16 protein-coding genes and 1 pseudogene are annotated in these 17,675 nt (G+C 69.5%); 12 read left to right on the forward strand and 5 right to left on the reverse strand.

Features of this window, described 5'->3' with window-relative positions:
• The first annotated feature begins 1 nt into the window (after window position 1).
• Genes ACSQ9A_RS31435 through ACSQ9A_RS31460 form a run of 6 tightly spaced genes read left to right on the forward strand, consistent with a single transcriptional unit; the run spans window position 2 to window position 7,433 of the window.
• The gene (locus tag ACSQ9A_RS31435) at window positions 2-1,582 is read left to right on the forward strand and encodes an AMP-binding protein (protein WP_436306787.1); all 1,581 of its coding nucleotides are present in this window, start codon (window positions 2-4) and stop codon (window positions 1,580-1,582) included.
• A 43-nt stretch (window positions 1,583-1,625) separates the two neighbouring features.
• A complete protein-coding gene (locus ACSQ9A_RS31440) occupies window positions 1,626-3,089 on the forward strand; it encodes a UbiD family decarboxylase (protein ID WP_436306788.1) in 1,464 nt (487 codons plus the stop codon).
• Window positions 3,086-3,682 (forward strand): UbiX family flavin prenyltransferase, encoded by a 597-nt coding sequence (locus ACSQ9A_RS31445; RefSeq protein WP_436306789.1) that lies wholly within the window; start codon window positions 3,086-3,088, stop codon window positions 3,680-3,682. The genes ACSQ9A_RS31440 and ACSQ9A_RS31445 overlap by 4 nt, the downstream gene beginning before the upstream one ends.
• A gap of 52 nt (window positions 3,683-3,734) precedes the next feature.
• Entirely contained in the window at window positions 3,735-4,541 is an 807-nt protein-coding gene (locus tag ACSQ9A_RS31450) for an enoyl-CoA hydratase/isomerase family protein (RefSeq protein WP_436306790.1), read from the forward strand.
• 7 nt (window positions 4,542-4,548) lie between these two features.
• Window positions 4,549-5,766, forward strand: a complete 1,218-nt coding sequence (locus ACSQ9A_RS31455; RefSeq protein WP_436306791.1) for an alpha-hydroxy acid oxidase — start codon at window positions 4,549-4,551, stop codon at window positions 5,764-5,766.
• The gene (locus tag ACSQ9A_RS31460; RefSeq protein ID WP_436306792.1) at window positions 5,763-7,433 is read left to right on the forward strand and encodes a thiamine pyrophosphate-binding protein; all 1,671 of its coding nucleotides are present in this window, start codon (window positions 5,763-5,765) and stop codon (window positions 7,431-7,433) included. The genes ACSQ9A_RS31455 and ACSQ9A_RS31460 overlap by 4 nt, the downstream gene beginning before the upstream one ends.
• Before the next feature lie 6 nt (window positions 7,434-7,439).
• On the opposite strand, the pseudogene ACSQ9A_RS31465 reads toward ACSQ9A_RS31460, so the two are convergent.
• Window positions 7,440-7,829: pseudogene (locus tag ACSQ9A_RS31465) on the reverse strand (transposase); the annotation flags it as partial.
• A 149-nt stretch (window positions 7,830-7,978) separates the two neighbouring features.
• Here ACSQ9A_RS31465 and ACSQ9A_RS31470 point away from each other — a divergent pair.
• The 6 genes from ACSQ9A_RS31470 to ACSQ9A_RS31495 are packed head-to-tail and all read left to right on the forward strand — an operon-like array spanning window position 7,979 to window position 13,176.
• On the forward strand, window positions 7,979-8,119 hold the full coding sequence (locus ACSQ9A_RS31470) for a hypothetical protein (protein ID WP_436297803.1): 141 nt from the start codon (window positions 7,979-7,981) through the stop codon (window positions 8,117-8,119).
• A complete protein-coding gene (locus ACSQ9A_RS31475; protein ID WP_436306793.1) occupies window positions 8,116-9,093 on the forward strand; it encodes a tripartite tricarboxylate transporter substrate binding protein in 978 nt (325 codons plus the stop codon). Before ACSQ9A_RS31470 ends, ACSQ9A_RS31475 begins: the two co-directional genes overlap by 4 nt.
• 9 nt (window positions 9,094-9,102) lie before the next feature.
• The gene (locus ACSQ9A_RS31480) at window positions 9,103-10,818 is read left to right on the forward strand and encodes an acetolactate synthase catalytic subunit (protein WP_436306794.1); all 1,716 of its coding nucleotides are present in this window, start codon (window positions 9,103-9,105) and stop codon (window positions 10,816-10,818) included.
• Between the two features lie 5 nt (window positions 10,819-10,823).
• Window positions 10,824-11,606, forward strand: a complete 783-nt coding sequence (locus tag ACSQ9A_RS31485) for a 3-ketoacyl-ACP reductase (protein WP_436306795.1) — start codon at window positions 10,824-10,826, stop codon at window positions 11,604-11,606.
• A 26-nt stretch (window positions 11,607-11,632) separates the two neighbouring features.
• Window positions 11,633-12,616 carry a zinc-dependent alcohol dehydrogenase gene (locus ACSQ9A_RS31490; protein WP_436297799.1) on the forward strand — a complete coding sequence of 328 codons (984 nt, stop codon included), beginning with the start codon at window positions 11,633-11,635 and terminating at the stop codon, window positions 12,614-12,616.
• An 8-nt stretch (window positions 12,617-12,624) separates the two neighbouring features.
• The gene (locus ACSQ9A_RS31495; RefSeq protein WP_436297798.1) at window positions 12,625-13,176 is read left to right on the forward strand and encodes a VOC family protein; all 552 of its coding nucleotides are present in this window, start codon (window positions 12,625-12,627) and stop codon (window positions 13,174-13,176) included.
• A 3-nt stretch (window positions 13,177-13,179) separates the two neighbouring features.
• Here ACSQ9A_RS31495 and ACSQ9A_RS31500 read toward each other — a convergent pair whose 3' ends face one another.
• The 4 genes from ACSQ9A_RS31500 to ACSQ9A_RS31515 form a co-directional block, all read right to left on the reverse strand.
• Entirely contained in the window at window positions 13,180-14,094 is a 915-nt protein-coding gene (locus ACSQ9A_RS31500; RefSeq protein WP_436297797.1) for a LysR substrate-binding domain-containing protein, read from the reverse strand.
• Between the two features lie 62 nt (window positions 14,095-14,156).
• A complete protein-coding gene (locus ACSQ9A_RS31505; protein WP_436306796.1) occupies window positions 14,157-15,290 on the reverse strand; it encodes an acyl-CoA dehydrogenase family protein in 1,134 nt (377 codons plus the stop codon).
• A 10-nt stretch (window positions 15,291-15,300) separates the two neighbouring features.
• Entirely contained in the window at window positions 15,301-16,488 is a 1,188-nt protein-coding gene (locus ACSQ9A_RS31510; protein WP_436297795.1) for an acyl-CoA dehydrogenase family protein, read from the reverse strand.
• A gap of 1 nt (window position 16,489) precedes the next feature.
• Window positions 16,490-17,674, reverse strand: a complete 1,185-nt coding sequence (locus tag ACSQ9A_RS31515; protein ID WP_436306797.1) for an acetyl-CoA C-acyltransferase — start codon at window positions 17,672-17,674, stop codon at window positions 16,490-16,492.
• Between the last annotated feature and the right edge of the window lies 1 nt (window position 17,675).

A 17,675-nucleotide genomic window follows, 5' to 3' on the forward strand; every position in this document is an offset into this window, starting at 1 on the left:
GATGCTCGACCTCGCAACCACATTCCTTCAAAGCGCCGAACGCAGTCCCCATGCGCTCGCGCTGGTGGACGACGGCGTGCGCCTGACCTATGCACAGTGGCGAGTCCAGGTGGCGCGCGCCGCCGCCGGCCTGCGCAAGCTCGGCCTCGCGCGCGGCAACCGGCTGCTCTCGGTGCTGCAGAACCGCAACGAGGCGGCGACCCTCCACTGGGCCTGCCAGTTCGTCGGCGTGGTGATCGTGCCGCTCAACTGGCGCGCCAAGCCGGAGGAGATCGACTACTGCCTGGCCGACGCTGGCGCCAAGGCCCTCGTCTTCGAGGCCGCGAGCGAAGCGGCCACGCAGTACAGCACCGGCGCGCGCGCCGTGCCGCGCATCGGCGTGGGCGCGCTGGAAGGCGACGACGCGACGCTGACCTGGAGCGCCCTGCTGGAGGGCGAGGCCGCCATGCTGGAATCCGCCGCCGAGGCCGACGACGTGTCCTTGATGCTCTACACCTCCGGCACCACCGGCAAGCCCAAGGGCGTGCCGAGGCGCCATCGCCAGGAGCGCGCCGCCGCGCTGGCGCACGTGGCGCAGAACCTCTACCGCCGCGGCGAACGCACGCTCGGCGTGATGCCGCTCTATCACACGATGGGCGTGCGCTCCCTGCTCGCAATGGCGCTGGTGGACGGCACTTTCGTCTGCCTGCCGCGCTTCGACACGCAGGCCGCGCTGGCGCTGATCGCACGCGAGCGCATCACCTGCCTCTACCTGGTGCCGACGCTCTATCACGACATGCTGACGCAACGGCAGCGCGACGGCGGCGGCGATGGGCCGGGCGAGGACATCGCGTCAGTCACCAAGCTGGGCTTTGCCGGTGCGCCGATGCACGACGCACTGCTGCAGCGCCTGACGCGCGCCTTCCGGCCCGAGCTCTTCGTCAACCACTACGGCTCGTCGGAGATCTACACCGTCTCGATCGACCAGGACGCGGTGAAGAAGCCCGGCAGCGCGGGCCGCGCCGGCCTCAACACGCGGCTGCGCATCGTGCGGCTCGACGCGACCGGCGCGCACGACCGCGTCGGCCCCAACGAGGAAGGCGAGATCATCGCGGACCTGCGCGGCGACGAGGCCTTCGAGGGCTACTGGAACCGGCCCGACGCCAACGCCAAGGCACTCCGCAACGGGTGGTACCACACCGGCGACATCGGCTACTTCGACGACGACGGCGACCTCTATGTCACCGGCCGCGTCGACGACATGATCATCAGTGGCGGCGAGAACATCTCTCCGGTCGACATCGAGTCGGTCATTTCGCTCTGCCCCGGCGTGGGCGAAGTCGCCGTGGCCGGCCTTTCGGACGAGCGCTGGGGCCAGCGCGTCGTGGCCTTCGTGACCCGCAGCGGCGAAGAGGCCGGGCTCGACGCGCAGACGCTCGACGCACACTGCCGCAGCTCCGACCTGCCCAACTTCAAGCGTCCGCGCGAATACGTCTTCGTCGCGGAGATCCCCAAGTCGCCGGTCGGAAAGATCCTGCGGCGCAAGCTCGTCGCCGGCGAATACGAAGCGCTCGGCAGCCATCCCGATACCCCAGCGGCCTGAGCGCCGCCGCCTCGCCACACCTTCCCCAGGCCGGAGAATATCCATGACTACCTCCTCGACGTCGACATCACAGGGCGCGCCCTTCACCGATCTGCGCCGCTGGCTCGCTCACCTGAGCGACAGCGGCCGCGTCGCAGTCATGCGCGAAGACACGCCGTTGGAGCACACGCTGGCCGCGATCGCCAAGCGCCTCGACGGCCGGCAGGCCGCCTACTTCCCCAAGCCGGGCGGCCACGCGGTGCCGGTGGTGTCCGGCTTCATGTCGCGTCGCGCCTGGATCGCCGAGGCCATGGGCGTGCCGGAGTCCGAACTGCTGCAGCGCTTCCGCGACGCGGCGGAGCGTCCCCTGCGCTGGCAGGAAGTGACCAAGGGTGAGGCCCCCTGCCAGCAGGTGGTGCACCGCGACCGCGACGTGCGCGAGGTGCTGCCAGTGCCCACGCACAGCGAGCACGACAACGGCCCCTACATCACGGCCGGCCTGGTGATCGCCCGCAACCCGGCGACCGGCGTGCAGAACGTGTCGATCAACCGCATCCAGGTGCATTCCAAGGAGCGCATGGCAATCCTGATGCTGCCGCGCCACCTGTGGGCCTTCTACAAGGCGGCCGAGGCGCGCAACGAAGCGCTGGAAGTCGCGGTCGTGATCGGCATCGACCCGCTCACCCTGCTGGCCTCCCAGGCCATCGCGCCGATCGACTGCGACGAACTGGAGATCGCGGGCGCGCTGCACGGCGCGCCGCTGCGCGTGACGAAGTGCCTGACCAACGAGGTGCGCGTGCCGGCCGACAGTGAGATCGTGATCGAGGGCCGCATCCTGCCAGGCGTAAAGGAGCCCGAAGGCCCCTTCGGCGAATTCCCCAAGTACTACAGCGCGCGCGAACACCGCGAGGTGATCCAGGTCGATGCCATCACGCACCGGCGCGACCCGATCTACCACACCATCGTGCCGGCCGAGATGGAGCACCTGCTGCTCGGATCGATCCCGCGCGAAGCCACGCTGCTGTCGCACCTGCAGCGCAGCTTCCCGAACGTGCTCGACGTGCACCTGGCGATCGGCGGCGTCGGCCGCTACCACCTCTACGTCAAGATCAAGAAGACGCACGAGGGCCAGCCGAAGAACGTGATCTGCGCCGCCTTCGGTGCGCACTACGACATCAAGCAGGTGATCGTGGTCGACGACGACGTGCAGGTGCACGAACCGCAGCAGGTCGAGTGGGCCGTCGCCACGCGCTTCCAGGCCGACCGAGACCTGGTCGTGATTCACGGTGCGCAAGGTTCGGTGCTCGACCCCTCGACCACCATCGGCCAGGACTTCGGCGACGGTGTCGCACCGCCGCCGCACCTGCAGGGCCTGAGCGCCAAGATGGGACTGGACGCCACCAGGCCGGTGGTCTACCACGAGCATGTCTTCACCAAGGTGCGCGTGCCGGGCGAGGACGAGGTCGACCTCGCGGCGGTGATCGACACGGCCGCGCGCGTGGACTTCGCCGCCGGAGCGGTACGATGAGCCAGCAGAAGCGCCTCATAGTCGCCATCACCGGCGCGAGCGGCACCATCTACGGCGTGCGCCTGCTGCAGTTGCTGCGCGCCATGCCCGATTGGGAGACGCACCTGGTGATGTCCTCGTCGGGCGCGCTGACCGCCTCGCAGGAAATCGACATGAAGCGCGCCGACATCGAGGCCTTGGCCGACGTGGTGCACAACGTGAAGGACATCGGCGCGGCCGTCTCCAGCGGCTCGTTCCGCACCGCCGGCATGGTGATCGCGCCCTGCTCCATGAAGACGCTGGCCAGCGTGGCGCACGGCCTGGCCGACAACCTGATCAGCCGCGCCGCCGACGTGATCCTGAAGGAGCGCCGCCGCCTCGTGCTGATGGCGCGCGAGACGCCCTTCAACCTCGCGCACCTGCGCAACATGACGGCCGTCACCGAGATGGGCGGCATCGTGTTTCCCCCCGTGCCCGCCTTCTACGCGCGGCCGGACTCCATCGAAGCCATGGTCGACCACACGGTCGGCCGCGTGCTCGACCTGTTCGACATCGAGCACCACGACCTCGTGCGCCGCTGGGAAGGGCTGAAGCGCCCGACCTTCGGCACCTGAGCCAACGCTCTTTTCAGCTACCTTCATCCAACTTCGTCCCCGAGGAAACGACATGACCCAGCTCGCCCACCCTGCCCATACCCTGCTCGAGAAGCTCGACGGCTTCCGCGTCGAGATCGACCCCGCCCGCGAACGTGCCGACATCGTGCTTGAGCGCCCGCCCTTCAACATCATCTCGATGCCGCAGCGCGACCAGCTGCGCCTGGTGATCGAGTCGCTCGACGAGAACCCCGCAGTGCGCGTGATCGTGCTGCGCGCCGAAGGCGAACACTTCTCCAGCGGTGGCGACATCAAGGGCTTCCTGGAGGCTTCGCCCGAGCACGTATCGAAGCTGGCCTGGAACATCGCCACGCCGGCGCGCTGCAGCAAGCCGGTGATCGCGGCCAACCGCGGCTACTGCTTCGGCGTCGGCTTCGAGATCTCGCTGGCCTGCGACTTCCGCATCGTGACCGAGACCACCCTCTACGCCCTGCCCGAGCAGAAGCTCGGCCAGATCCCGGGCTCCGGCGGCTCCGCGCGGCTGCAGAAGATGGTCGGCATCACCCGCACCAAGGACATCGTGATGCGCTCGCGCCGCATCCCCGGCAAGCAGGCCTACGAATGGGGCGTGGCCACCGAGTGCGTGCCCGACGCGGAGCTCGAAGCCGCGACCGACCGCCTGGTCGACGAGCTGCGCACCTTCTCGCCGCTCGCGCAGCGCACGGCCAAGAAGCTGTTGAACGACACGGAGGATGCGACGCTCAGCGTGTCGATCGAACTCGAAGGCCACAGCTACAGCCGCCTGCGCAGCTCCGACGACTTCCGCGAGGGCGTCGAGGCCTTCCACGGCAAGCGCAAGCCGAACTTCAAGGGCAGCTGAGCGGCCGATGCGGGCTGAACGCGCTCTTTCCATCGCCGACCTGGCCGACGCTGCGCGTCGCCGTCTGCCGCCCAGCATCCATGGCTATGTCAGCGGCGGATCGGAAGACCATGCTTCGCTCGACGCGAACCGCGCCGCCTTCGGTCGCTGGCGCTTCCTCACACGGCCGCTGGTGGACGTGTCGAAGCGCACGCAATCGGTCGATCTCTTTGGCACCACTCACGCATCGCCGGTCGGCATCGCGCCCATGGGCGTGTCGGGGCTGTGCTGCTTCGACGGCGACGTGGCACTGGCGCGGGCCGCGGCGAAGGCCGGCGTGCCCTCGGTGCTCAGCGCCGCGTCCACCGTGCCGCTGGAGCGCGTGATGCGGGAGGCGCCCGGCACCTGGTACCAGGCCTACCTGCCGGCGCAGCATGCGGTGATCGATCCGCTGCTCGCGCGGCTGAAGGCCGCCGGGGTTGGCACGCTCGTCCTCACCGTCGACGTGCAGATCGCGTCGGTGCGCGAGAACGAACTGCGCAACGGTTTCAGCATTCCGTTGCACTTCACGCCAAGGCTGATGGCCGGCGGGCTGATGCGTCCGCGCTGGATGGTCGAGACCTTCGCGCGCACGCTGTGGAAGCAGGGCATCCCGCGCTTCGAGAACTTCACCGCGACGCGGGGCGGCCGCATCATCACCGCCGCCAAGGGCGACCACCGCGCGGGCCGCGCCGCCATGACCTGGGACGAGGTCGCGCGCATCCGCGAGCGCTGGCCGGGCCGGCTGCTGGTCAAGGGCGTGCTGCGGCCCGAGGACGCGCGCGCTGCGCAGCGGATCGGCGCCGACGGCATCTTCGTGTCGAATCATGGCGGCCGCCAGCTCGACGGCGCAGTCGCGCCGCTCGACGTGCTGCCGGCCATCGTCGCCGCCGCGCCGCAGCTGACGGTCTTGCTCGATGGCGGCGTGCGCCGCGGCACCGACGTGCTCAAGGCGCTGGCGCTGGGTGCCCGTGCCGTCTTCGTCGGACGGCCCGCGATGTATGGCCTTGCGGCCGGCGGCGAGGCCGGTGCGGCGCACGCGCTGGCACTGCTGCGGCGCGAGATCGACACCGACCAAGCCCTGCTCGGCTGCGCAGATGTGCGGCAGCTCGGCCCCGACTGGCTGGTGCGCGACGACCGGCTGCCGCTGCAGGATGGCGAGCGCGCGGCTTTCATCCACCCTGCCCCATTGCTGAAGGCTTCATGACAACCCCCACACTCCCTGAACGCACCGGCGGCCAGATCCTGGTCGATGCGTTGCGCATCCACGGCACCGACACCGCCTACTGCGTGCCCGGCGAGAGCTTCCTGGCCGTGATCGACGCGCTGTACCACGCGCGCGATGCCATCCGGCTCATCGTCTGTCGCCAGGAAGGAGGCGCTGCGCACATGGCCGAGGCGCACGGCAAGCTCACCGGCGAGCCGGGCATCTGCTTCGTGACGCGCGGGCCGGGCTCCACCAACGCGAGCATCGCCGTCCACACCGCACGGCAGGACTCGACGCCGCTGATCGTCTTCATCGGCCAGGTGGGCCGCGACGCGTTGGGACGCGAAGCCTGGCAGGAGATCGACTACCGCCACATGTTTGGCCACATCGCCAAGTGGGTCGACCAGGTCGACGACGCGCGGCGGCTGCCCGAGTACATCAGCCGCGCCTTCCACGTCGCGACCTCCGGCCGCCCGGGCCCGGTGGTGCTGGCGCTGCCCGAGGACATGCTGACCGACCTCGTCACGGTGCCGGACGCGCCGCGCTACCGCCGCAGCGGCGCCGCGCCGACACAGGAAGCCATGGACGGCCTGGCCGCCGAGCTGCAGCGCGCCGACCGGCCGCTGGTGGTGCTCGGCGGCGGGGGCTGGACGCGCGAGGCCAGCGCCGACATCACCGCCTTCGCGGCCCACTTCGACCTGCCGGTGGCCTGTGCGTTTCGCCGGCAGGACCTGATCGACAACCTCGATGACCGCTATATCGGCGAGGCCGGCCTGGGCATGGACCCGCGCATCGCGCAGCGCGTGCGCGATGCAGATCTCGTCATCGCCGTCGGCGCGCGGCTGGGCGAGACCACGACACAAGGCTATGCGCTGCTCGACGTGCCGCACCCTAAGCAGCGGCTCGTGCACGTTCACGCCGATCCCGGCGAACTCGGCCACGTCTACCACGCCGACGTGCCGGTGAACGCGTCGATGCCGGCCTTTGCGCGGGCCGCGCGGCTGCTGAAGCCGGCGGGCCCCGCGCGCTGGAGCGACTGGACCCGCGCCGCGCGCGCCGACCAGCTCGACCACATCGAGCCTCCGCCGGGCATGCCCGGCGACGTCGACCTGGGGCGCGTCATGGTCCACCTTCGCGACACGCTGCCGGCCGACACCATCGTCAGCAACGGCGCGGGCAACTACACCTTGTGGGTGCAGCGCTTCTGGCGCTACCGCGGCATGCGCAGCCAGCTCGCGCCGACCAGCGGCACCATGGGCTACGGCCTGCCCGCGGCCATCGCCGCGAAGCTGGTGCACCCCGGGCGCACCGCGCTCTGCTTCGCGGGCGACGGCTGCTTCCTGATGAACGGCCAGGAACTCGCAACGGCCGTGCAGTACGAGCTGAACGTGATCGTCATCGTCGTCAACAACGCCATGTACGGCAGCATCCGCATGCACCAGGAGCGACACCATCCGGGCAACGTGTGGGGCACCGCGCTGAGAAACCCCGACTTCGCCGCGCTGGCGCGCTCGTACGGCGCGCACGGCGAGACCGTGACGCGCACCGACGACTTCCCGGCGGCGCTGGAGCGCGCCCGAGCGGCCGGCAAGCCGGCCCTGATCGAGCTGCAGGTGAGCCCGGAGGCGTTGTCGCCGAAGCTGACGGTGTCGATGCTGCGGGGCTAGGGTCTGTTAACACAAACGCAGTCCATCGGCGATCAACGCGAAGCTGATGAAGCCGACGAACATCACGTCGAGTTTCTCGAAGCGGGAGAAGATGCGGCGATAGCCCTTCAGGCGCCGGAACAGGCGCTCCACCTCGTTGCGGCGTTTGTACATCTCACGGTCGTACTCCCAAGGCTCGACGCGCGTCTTCAGAGGTGGCACGACCGGGATTAAGCCCAGATCAAGTGCGAGCTGCCAGGTCTCATTGCCTTCGTAGGCGCGGTCCATGAGCAGGTGCACCGGTCGATCGGGTGCCCCAAGGCGACTGAGCAACGCACGCCCTGCGGGCGCGTCGTGCGCCCACTGCGGCTGCTCGAAAGCGCAGCGCGCGGCGGCCACGGCGGCTTCGGCGTCGCTGCGGTCCGAGGCGGCGTGGCGCCCGAGCGGGGTACCATCGGACGGGTCGTTGCGCTCGCCCCATGCGCCGCAAGCCGCTGGCTGCCAGCGACCGTCGATGAGGCATCGGATCCAGGGACCGCGACGCGTTCGCACGCCCGCACCTGTGAATGATTGTCATCCTCGTGATTCCACAAGATGGCTCGAACAAAGCGCTTCGTCTCCGTACGATTTGTAGTGTCGCCACCGCATTGCCATCCACCGGCCTGCATGGCGGCAATCCACAAGAAAACGGAGACAAGTTCGCATGACCCTCTTTCTCGCCCGCGTCCGATCGTGGCGCCTCGCCTTCTCGGCCTTCGTGCTGGCCATCGCAGCCACCAGCGCCTACGCGGAATGGCCCGAGCACGACATCAGCTTCATGGTGCAGTTCGGCCCCGGCGGAACCACCGACCTGGTGGCTCGCGCGCTGACCACCGAGCTTTCCCAAAGCCTGGGCCAGCCGATGGTCGTGCTCAACCGCCCTGGCGCGCAGGGCACGGTGATGGGCATGCTGCTCGCGCGCGCCCAGCCCGACGGCTACACGCTGGGCATGCTCTCCAGCGGCTTGGCGCTGTGGCAGCTGGTCTCCGACAAGCCGCACACGTCGAAGGACTTCACCAGCATCGCGAGCGTGGGCCGCTACGTGTTCGCCGTGGTGGTGAATGCCAATTCCCCGTACAAGACCATCGATGACCTGATCGCGGCCTCGAAGAAGGCCAAGGGCGGCATCAATTTCGGCGGGCCGAGCTCGGTCAACACGCTGGGTATGCTCCTGCTGGCCGAGAAGACCGGCATGCAGTTCGAGACGGTCAACTATCGCTCGGGCTCCGACTCGGTGGTGGCCCTGCTGGGCAATCAGATCGACGTGGTGGTACAGAACCCGACGGACTTCATGCCCTACGTCAAGTCAGGCAAGCTGCGCGTGCTGGCCGCGGCCAGCTCCACGCGCATGCGCGAGCTGCCCGATGTGCCCACACTGCGTGAGCTCGGCTACGACGTGGTCACCGACGCCTACTTCGGTGTGGGTGCGCCACTCGGCCTGCCCGAGCCGATCCGCCGCAAGCTCGAGGACGCCACCCTCAAGGTGGCGCGCGATCCGGTGTTCCAGAAGAAGCTGCTCGACACCTACGGCATCGAGCCCGCGCCGATGACTGGCAAGGCGTACCGCGCCGAGATCGAGCAGGCCGAGATCACCGTGGCCAAGCTCAAGAGCCGTTTCCCTTCCTCCTCCCCAAAAAAGTAATCCCTCCCCATGTCAACTCCAGCAACAAGCGGTGGCACCGTGGCCGACCGCGTGGCGGCGGCTTGCCGTCGTCACGGCGTGCAGGTCGTGTTCGGCCAGTGCAACCCGGTTCGTTTTCATCTCGCGGTGCCGCAGCACGGCATGCGCAACATCGGCTATCGCACTGAGAACGCCGGCGGCGCCATGGCCGACGGCTACGCCCGCATCAGCCGTCAGACCGCGATGGTCACCGCGCAGAACGGGCCGGCGGCCACGCTGCTGGTCGCGCCGCTGGCCGAGGCACTCAAGTCCTCGGTGCCGATCGTCGCGCTGGTGCAGGACGTGCCCGTGGGCTCGCGCGAGCGCAATGCCTTCCAGGAGTACGACCACCTCAAGCTCTTCGCGGGCTGCAGCAAATGGGTCGGCCGCATCGACAGCGCCGAGCGCGTCGACGAATGGGTCGACATGGCGTTCCGCATCGCCACCAGCGGCCGCTGCGGACCCGCGGTGCTGTTGCTGCCGGTGAATATCGCCGACAGCCAGGCCACCGGCGCCACGACGCGCCGTGCCGTGAACGGCCGCTTTCCGCTCGACCCCGTGGTGGCGGCGCCGGAGCGCGTGCGCGAGGCCGCGCGCCTGTTGATGCAGGCCGAGCGGCCGCTGGTGATTGCCGGCGGCGGCGTGCACCTCTCGGGCGCGGCGCCTGCGCTGGCCGATCTGCAGCAGCGCTTTGCGCTACCGGTGGCGACCACGATGATGGGCAAAGGGGCCGTCTCGGAGTTGCATCCGCTGTCGCTGGGCGTCATCGGCAACGTGCTGGACGTGGGCGCGCCCGCCTATGAGGCGCGTGCGCTAGTCACGAAGGCCGACGTGGTGCTGCTGCTGGGCACGCGCACCGCGGCCAACGGCACCGACACCTGGAGCCAGTACCCGCGCAATGCGCGCTTCATCCACATCGACATCGATCCGGTCGAGATCGACCGCAACTACGAATCGCTGCGCCTCGTCGGCGATGCCAGGCTCACGCTCGAGGCGCTGGCCGATGCGATGTCGCAGCTCGATGCGCAGCCGCGCCAATCCGCCCGGGGCGCGGTGGAGGACGCCATCGCCACCTCGCATGCGGCCGCGCAGCGCCTGCAGCACGGCGTGCGCACCGAAGACCGCCTGCCCATCCGGCCCGAGCGGCTCATGCACGAACTGGGGCAGCTGCTGCCCGCCGACGCCATTGTCACGGCCGACGCGAGCTATGCCTCGGTGTGGATCTCGCTCTACCTCACGGCACGCCGTGCCGGCGAACGCTTCCTGCTGCCGCGCGGGCTCGCAGGGCTCGGCTGGGGGCTGCCGCTGGCCATGGGCGCGCACCTTGCGCGCCCCGAGGCCACGGTGGTGTCGGTGGTGGGCGACGGCGGCTTCGGCCATGTGTGGGGCGAGCTCGAAGCCATTCGCCGCCACGGCATCAAGCTGGTGCTGATCGTGCTGAACAACGGCGTGCTCAGCATGCAGGAAGACATGGAGGTGTTCCGCTACGGCGGGCGCACGGACACCCGCTTCGAGCCGGTCGACCATGCGGCCATTGCACGCGCCTGCGGCCTGCACGGCGTTCGCGTCTCGGAGCCCGGCGCCCTGCGCGCCGCGTTGCAGGAGGCCATGTCGGCCGACCGCGCCACCTTGCTCGACGTGATCGTCGACCCCGCCGCCTGCCCGCCGCTCACGGCCTACAGTTCGCGGCCGAGCCAGCTGGGTTGATGGCGATGAACACTCCCTCCAAGGCCCCCGTGGCGCTGGTGACGGGCGGGCGGCAAGGCATCGGCCGCGCCGCCGCGCTGGCCCTTGCCCGCCAGGGCTTTCACCTCGTGATTGCCGACCTGCACGACGACGAACGCACGCAAGCCACGCTCGCGGACATCCGCGCGCTGGGCGTGTGCGCCGACTTCGTGCTCACCGACATTGCCGACCTCGCCACGCACGCCCGGCTGGTCGAGGAGGTGTGGTCGCTGCACGGCCACGTCGACTGCCTGGTCGACAACGCCGGCGTTGCGGCGCGGCCGCTGCGCGACGTGCTGGACATCACGCCCGAGGACTTCGACGGCAACTTCGACGTCAACATCCGCGGCACCTTCTTCCTCACGCAGGCCGTTGCGCGCCGGATGCTCGAGGACCGCGCGCCGCAGCCCTACCGCAGCGTAATCGTGATCTCGTCGATGGCGGCGCACTACGCGCGGCTCAACCGCTCGCAGTACTGCATGTCGAAGGCGGCGGTGGCCATGATGGCCAAGATCCTGGCGCTGCGCCTGGCGCCGCACGGCATTCACGTGCACGACATCCGGCCGGGCTTCATCCGCACCGAGATGACCGGCTCGCTGGACACCAGCGCGCAGGACGCCCGCATTGCCAGCGGCGAGGTGCCGCTTCGCCGCTGGGGCGAGGCCGCCGACGTGGGCCAATTGGTCGCCACGCTCGCTGCCGGCCTCGTTCCCTACGTGACCGGTGAGCCCTTCGTGATCGACGGCGGCCTGCGCGCCAACAGCGCCTGAGAGCGCATGGAATCAAGGAGCTTGAAATGCTTGCACTGAGAAAAATCTCCCCCGACTTCGGCGTCTCGCTGATGGACGTCGCGCCGCCCGAAAAACCCGCGCCCGGCGAGGTGCTGGTCGAGGTCGAGGCCGCCGGCATCTGCGGCAGCGACCTGCACATCTACGACGCCAAGGGCTCGGCCTATGCGAACGTGTGGCCCCGCCTGCCGCTCACGCTGGGCCACGAGTTCTGCGGCCGTGTGGTGCAGCTGGGCGACGGCGCTGCAGCGGACCTGCTGGGTCGGCGCGTGGTGGCGCTGCCCGTGGGCATCGGCATCCAGCGCAACGGCTGTTTCGCGCCGATGGTCGCGGTCGCGGCCGTCAACTGCCTGCCGGTGCCCGATACGCTGGACAGCGAACTGGGTGCGCTGATCGAGCCGCTCACCGTGTCGGAAAACGCCCTCGCGCTGTCGGAAACCGGGCCGGGCAAGCGCCTGCTGATCATGGGCGCCGGCACGCTGGCGCAGGGCGCGGCGCTGTTCGCGCGGCTCGCGGGTGCCAGCCAGATCGTGGTCACCGGTTTTGCCGACGCGCACCGCTTCGAGGTGCTGCGCCAGATGGGCTTCGACCTGCTGATCGACCGCGCGGAGCCCGGCTCCGCCGAGCGCCTGGCCGCGCTGGCCGGCGACGGCTTCGACGCCGTGATCGAGATGACTGGCGTCATGTCGACCATCGATGAAGGCCTGCACGCGCTGCGCCGCAAGGGCATCTTCGTGGCGACCGGCATCCACCCCGAAAAGGCCACGGTCGACATCACGCGCATGGTGCGCCAGCAGCTGCAACTGCGTGGCAGCTACGGCAACACGCGCGAGGGCTGGCACAAGGTGATCGCGCAGGTGACCGCGAACCCCGAGACGTTCCGCCCGCTCATCACGCACCGCTATCCGCTGCACCAGGCCGTGCAGGCGTTCGAAACGGCCTATGCGCGCATCGCGTCCAAGGCCATCCTCCATCCGCAGCAGAAGAACTGAGACTTGGCATGAACGAATTCTTGTTTGGCGGCCGCGCCGAGACTGTGATCCAGGCCGGCCACGTGGTCGAAGACCTCGACGCGGCCATGGCGACCTTCACGCGCGTGCTGGGCGCAGGCCCCTGGTATCGCTTTCGCGTCTCGCAGCCGCGGGCGGGCTCGCTCTACCGCGGCTGCGAGGTCAACCACGACCTGTCGATTGCCCTGGCCTTTCACGGCACGATGATGCTGGAGCTGATCCAGCAGCACGACGAACAGCCCTCGGTGTTCCGCGACGGCGTGGCGCAGCGCGGCCACGGGCTCCACCACTGGGGCATCGGCACGCGCCGCTTCGACGCGCGGCTGGCGGCCGAACTCGCGCAGGGCAAGGAGGTGCTCTACACCGCGCGCACCGGCCGTGGTGCGCGCATCGCCTATTTCGAGGGGCCGACGCCGCTGCACGCGATGGTGGAGCTCATTGAGATCACCGAGACCAGCGAGCGCTTCTACGCGGGCATCGCAGCCGCCGCGCGCGACTGGGACGGCAAGACGCTGGAATGGGCGGGCCCAGACGGGGTCTGAGCCTCAGGCCGCCGGCAGGAAGCACGTCGAGCCGGCGATGCGCTCGCGCAGGAATTCGATGAACGCTGTGGTGCGCGGACTCGGGTTCTGGTTGTGCGGGTAAATGGCCCAGATCGGGTCGTACTCGGTCTTGGCCGCGCTGTCGAGCAGCGTCACCAGCGCGCCGGCAGCGAGCTCCTTCTGCACCACATAGAAAGGCAGCTCCACGATTCCCACGCCGGCCACGCACAGCCGGTGCAGCATCTCGGCCTGGTTGGAAGAGATGTCGCCCTCCACGGAGGCCGGCCTGAGTGGCGACTCCGCGCGCAGGCCCCAGTGGATGTGGTGCGTGCGGATCGAGAAGTTCAGGCAGTTGTGGTCCTTGAGCGCCGCGGGCGATACCGGCAGCCCGCGCCGCTCGATGTACGAGGGTGCGGCGCAGATCACGTGCGTGGTCATGCCGATCTTGCGCGCGAAGTACGCGCTGTCCTGCAGGACGCCCAGGCGGATGGCCACGTCAATGTTGCGTTCGACCAGGTCGACCCGCTCAGCGCCGAGCTGGATGTCGATCTTCACGCGCGGAAAGCGCTGCACGAACTCCGCGATGAAGGGCACCAGCGTGTAGCCGAAGCTCGGCAGCGTGTAGATGCGCAGCTTGCCGCTCAGGTCGGCCGAGAGCGCGGCCAGGCTGCGCTGCGCATCGTCCATCGCCTCCATCACGCGCCGCGCGCCGACGATAAACACTTCGCCCTCGTAGGTCAGCTGCAGCGCGCGCGAGGTGCGGTTCAGCAGGCGCACGCCCAGGCGCTCTTCCATGCGCGAGATCGACTTGCTGACCGCCGAGGCGCTGAGGTCCAGCTGCCGCCCGGCGGCCGAGAAGCTGCCGCTCTCAACCGCGCGGATGAAGACGTTGAGCTCGGAAAAGCGGTCGTAGGACATTGGCTGGAGCCTAGCGCACGCGCTCCCGCGCCGCAGGATGCACGGGCGCCAAGTCGCTGCCTTCAATCACGGCCGAGCGACACATAGCGCGCCAGGTGATGGTCCTCGTCGCCGAGCATGTGATTGGTCAGCACCAGGCCCTTGGCCAAGTGAGACAGCGGCAGCTCCCAGGTCATGCCGATGCCGCCATGCATCTGGATGCACTCCTCGGCCACGCGCGTTCCGACGCGGCCGGTGGTTGCCTTGGCTGCCGACAGCGCGCGCTCGCGCGTGACACGGTCAGCCGATTGCAGCGCGTTGGCCGCGTTGATGACGGCGGAGCGCGCCTGCTCGATACCCAGCCACAGGTCCACCATGCGGTGTTGCAGCGCCTGGTTGCTGCCGATGGACTGGCCGAACTGCTCTCGGGTGCGCAGGTAGTCGAGCGTGAGTTGCTTGGCGGACTCCATCGCGCCCAATGCCTGTGCGCTCAGCGCCAGCACGCCGGCGCCCACGGCGCCTTCGATGGTCGGAAAGGCCTGGCCTTCGGTGCCGACCAGCGCATCGGCCGGCAGGTGCACGCCTTCGAACGCGATGTCCGCGCCCCGGCCACCATCGGCCAGCGGGTAGCCGCGCAGCACGATGCCTGGGGTTGCGGCGGGCAGCACGAACAGGCTGATGCCCGCGGAGTCACTGTCGCGACCTGACGTGCGGGCCGAGACGATGAAAAAGTCGGCCTGCTCCGCATGGCGCACCACGCATTTCAGGCCGTCGAGCAGCCAGCCACCATCGCTCGGCCGCGCACACGTCGTCACGTGCGAAGCCTCGTAGCGGGCCTCTGGCTCAGCGTGCGCAAGAACGGCCAGCGTGCTGCCGGCCACGATGTCGCGCCGCAGCGCGCGCTGCACATCCGTTTTCGCTTCGGCCAGCACCGCAGCGGCCATCAGCGCTGCGAGCAAGGGCTCCAGCACCATCGCGCCGCCCAGCGCCTCGAACACCAGTGCGATGTCGAAGCCGCTGCCGCCCAGGCCGCCGTCGGCTTCCGCGAAGAGCGCGCCGAGCGCCCCCAGATCAACGAGGTGCCGCCACATCGCCTCGCTGTGCCCCTCGCCCGATTGGGCAATGTGCTGGCGCTGGGCGAAGCCGTAGTGCTGCGCCAGCAGACGCCGCAGCGCATCGTCCAGCATGCGCCGTTCGTCGGTCGGTTCGAAGTTCATGCGGCGTCCCTCACAGCCCAAGCACCGTCTTGGCGATGATGTTGCGCTGGATCTCGTTGGAGCCCCCGAAGATCGAGAGCTTGCGGTTGTTCAGGTACTGCGCGGCCGCGCTCACCGATTCGGCGGGCGCGCCGGCCAGGGCCTCAGCGTCGCCGAGGTGCGGCAGTGCATGCAGGCCGACCGCGCGGCGCACGAGCGAGGCGAGTTCCTGGCGGATTTCGCTGCCAAGCAGCTTCAGCGCCGAGCTTTCCACGCCCGGGCTGCCGCCGTTGGCCACAGCGGCCGTCACGCGCAGGTTGGTCGTCTTGAGGTTTTCCAGGTCGATCTCCACGCGCGCCACGCGCGCCGCGAAGGCCGGGTCGCGGTCCAACGGCTGGCCGCCGCTCATGACCTTGGCCGCCACGGTCTTGAGGCGCTGCAGCGCCGCCACCGCGAAGCCCACGCCCGCGTTGCGTTCGTGCGTAAGCAGGTATTTGGCGCAGGTCCAGCCATCGTTCTCTTCGCCGACGAGGTTGTGCGCCGGCACCCGCACGTCGGTGAAGAAGACCTCGTTCACCTCGTGCTCGCCGTCCAGCGTGACGATGGGCCGCACCTCGACGCCCGGCGAGCGCATGTCGATCAGCAGGAAGCTGATGCCCTGCTGACGGCGCGCGTCCTTGGAGGTCCGCACGAGGCAGAAGATCATGTCGGCGTGCTGCGCGAGCGTGGTCCAGGTTTTCTGGCCGTTGACGATGTAGTGCGCGCCCGCGGCATCGTGCCCGCGCACCGCCGAGGTCTTCAGCGCCGCCAGGTCCGAGCCCGCGCCGGGCTCCGAGTAGCCCTGGCACCACCAGTCGGAGCCGTCGAGGATGCGCGGCAGCCAATGGCGCTGTTGCGCCTCGGTGCCGTAGCGAATCAGCACCGGCCCCAGCATGATCAGGCCGAACGGCAAGTTTCTCGGCGCATCGGCCAGCGCGCATTCGTACTCGAAGATGAAGCGCTCGACCGCGGTCCAGCCCGGCCCGCCGTGTTCACGCGGCCAGTGGCTCGCGAGCCAGCCGCGCGACTGCAGGATCGCGTGCCACTGCACCATCTCGGCCTTGTTCAGCGTGCGTCCCTCGGCCACGCGCGTGCGCAGCGCGGCCGGCAGCTGCGTCGCGAGGAAGCTGCGCACCTCGGCGCGGAAGGCCTCTTCGGCCGCTGTGAAATTGAGGTCCATGTCAGAAGACCTCGAACAGCCCGGCCGCGCCCATGCCGCCGGAAATGCACATGGTGACGACCGCGTACCGGATGCCGCGCCGCCGCCCCTCGATCAGCACATGCCCGGCCAGGCGCGCGCCGGTCACGCCGTAGGGATGGCCGATCGAGATCGCGCCGCCGTCGACGTTGAGCCGCTCGTCGGGGATGCCGAGCCGCTGCTGGCAATGGATCGCCTGCGAGGCAAAGGCCTCGTTGAGTTCCCACAAGCCGATGTCGTCGACGCGCAGGCCGTGGCGCGCCAGCAGCTTCGGCACCGCGAACACCGGCCCGATGCCCATTTCGTCGGGCGCGCAGCCGGCGATGGCCAGGCCGCGGAAGGCGCCCAGCGGCGCGAGGCCGGCACGCTCGGCGTCCCGCGCGTCCATCAGCACACAGGCGGCGGCACCGTCGGACATCTGGGAGGCGTTGCCGGCGGTAACGAAGCGGTCGGGTCCGTTAACGGCCAGCAGTTGCGCCAGTGCCTCGTAGCTGCTGCCGTGGCGGTTGCAGGTGTCGCCGTCGACCATGGCCCGGCGCTGCGAGACTGCGCCCGTGACCTTGTCCTTCACTGCCATGCTGGTGGTCACCGGCACGATCTCCTCGCGGTAGCGGCCGGCAAGTTGCGCGGCCTCGGTCTTGCGCTGGCTCTCGAGCGCGAAGCGGTCCTGCGCCTCGCGCGTGATGCCGTAACGCGCGGCCACGATGTCGGCTGTCTCGATCATCGACAGGAACAGGCCGGGCTGGTGTTCGCGCAGCCAGGGGTCGGCATCGTCGGGCGCGGCCGCGTCGCGCACGGGAATGCGCGAGATGCTCTCGACGCCGCCGGCCACCACCACCGACATGCCGTCGCTGACGATCTGGCCAGCCGCCATCGCGATGGCCTGCAGCCCCGAGGCGCAATAGCGGTTGACAGTGGTGCCCCCGACCGACAGCGGCAACCCCGCGCGCAGCGCCGCCTGCCGCGCCACATTGCGGCCGGTGGTGCCTTCGGGAAAGCCGCAGCCCAACACCAGATCCTCGATCCGCTCGGGATCGACGCCCGAGCGGTCGACCGCGGCGCGCAGCGCGAAGGCGGCCAGCTCGGGGCCCGGCGTGAGGTTGAACTCGCCACGAAACGACTTGGTGAGCGGCGTGCGGGCTGTGGAGACGATGACGGCTTCGCGCATG

The sequence above is a fragment of the Variovorax sp. LjRoot290 genome, assembly GCF_964253985.1.
GTDB lineage: Bacteria > Pseudomonadota > Gammaproteobacteria > Burkholderiales > Burkholderiaceae_C > Variovorax.

What these genes read in the sequence shown, in the direction of transcription:
- ACSQ9A_RS31435 (WP_436306787.1), top strand. Translation starts at nt 2, where the DNA reads ATGCTCGACCTCGCAACCACATTCCTTCAAAGCGCCGAACGCAGTCCC.
- ACSQ9A_RS31440 (WP_436306788.1), top strand. Translation starts at nt 1,626, where the DNA reads ATGACTACCTCCTCGACGTCGACATCACAGGGCGCGCCCTTCACCGAT.
- ACSQ9A_RS31445 (WP_436306789.1), top strand. Translation starts at nt 3,086, where the DNA reads ATGAGCCAGCAGAAGCGCCTCATAGTCGCCATCACCGGCGCGAGCGGC.
- ACSQ9A_RS31450 (WP_436306790.1), top strand. Translation starts at nt 3,735, where the DNA reads ATGACCCAGCTCGCCCACCCTGCCCATACCCTGCTCGAGAAGCTCGAC.
- ACSQ9A_RS31455 (WP_436306791.1), top strand. Translation starts at nt 4,549, where the DNA reads ATGCGGGCTGAACGCGCTCTTTCCATCGCCGACCTGGCCGACGCTGCG.
- ACSQ9A_RS31460 (WP_436306792.1), top strand. Translation starts at nt 5,763, where the DNA reads ATGACAACCCCCACACTCCCTGAACGCACCGGCGGCCAGATCCTGGTC.
- ACSQ9A_RS31470 (WP_436297803.1), top strand. Translation starts at nt 7,979, where the DNA reads ATGATTGTCATCCTCGTGATTCCACAAGATGGCTCGAACAAAGCGCTT.
- ACSQ9A_RS31475 (WP_436306793.1), top strand. Translation starts at nt 8,116, where the DNA reads ATGACCCTCTTTCTCGCCCGCGTCCGATCGTGGCGCCTCGCCTTCTCG.
- ACSQ9A_RS31480 (WP_436306794.1), top strand. Translation starts at nt 9,103, where the DNA reads ATGTCAACTCCAGCAACAAGCGGTGGCACCGTGGCCGACCGCGTGGCG.
- ACSQ9A_RS31485 (WP_436306795.1), top strand. Translation starts at nt 10,824, where the DNA reads ATGAACACTCCCTCCAAGGCCCCCGTGGCGCTGGTGACGGGCGGGCGG.
- ACSQ9A_RS31490 (WP_436297799.1), top strand. Translation starts at nt 11,633, where the DNA reads ATGCTTGCACTGAGAAAAATCTCCCCCGACTTCGGCGTCTCGCTGATG.
- ACSQ9A_RS31495 (WP_436297798.1), top strand. Translation starts at nt 12,625, where the DNA reads ATGAACGAATTCTTGTTTGGCGGCCGCGCCGAGACTGTGATCCAGGCC.
- ACSQ9A_RS31500 (WP_436297797.1), bottom strand. Translation starts at nt 14,094, where the DNA reads ATGTCCTACGACCGCTTTTCCGAGCTCAACGTCTTCATCCGCGCGGTT.
- ACSQ9A_RS31505 (WP_436306796.1), bottom strand. Translation starts at nt 15,290, where the DNA reads ATGAACTTCGAACCGACCGACGAACGGCGCATGCTGGACGATGCGCTG.
- ACSQ9A_RS31510 (WP_436297795.1), bottom strand. Translation starts at nt 16,488, where the DNA reads ATGGACCTCAATTTCACAGCGGCCGAAGAGGCCTTCCGCGCCGAGGTG.
- ACSQ9A_RS31515 (WP_436306797.1), bottom strand. Translation starts at nt 17,674, where the DNA reads ATGCGCGAAGCCGTCATCGTCTCCACAGCCCGCACGCCGCTCACCAAG.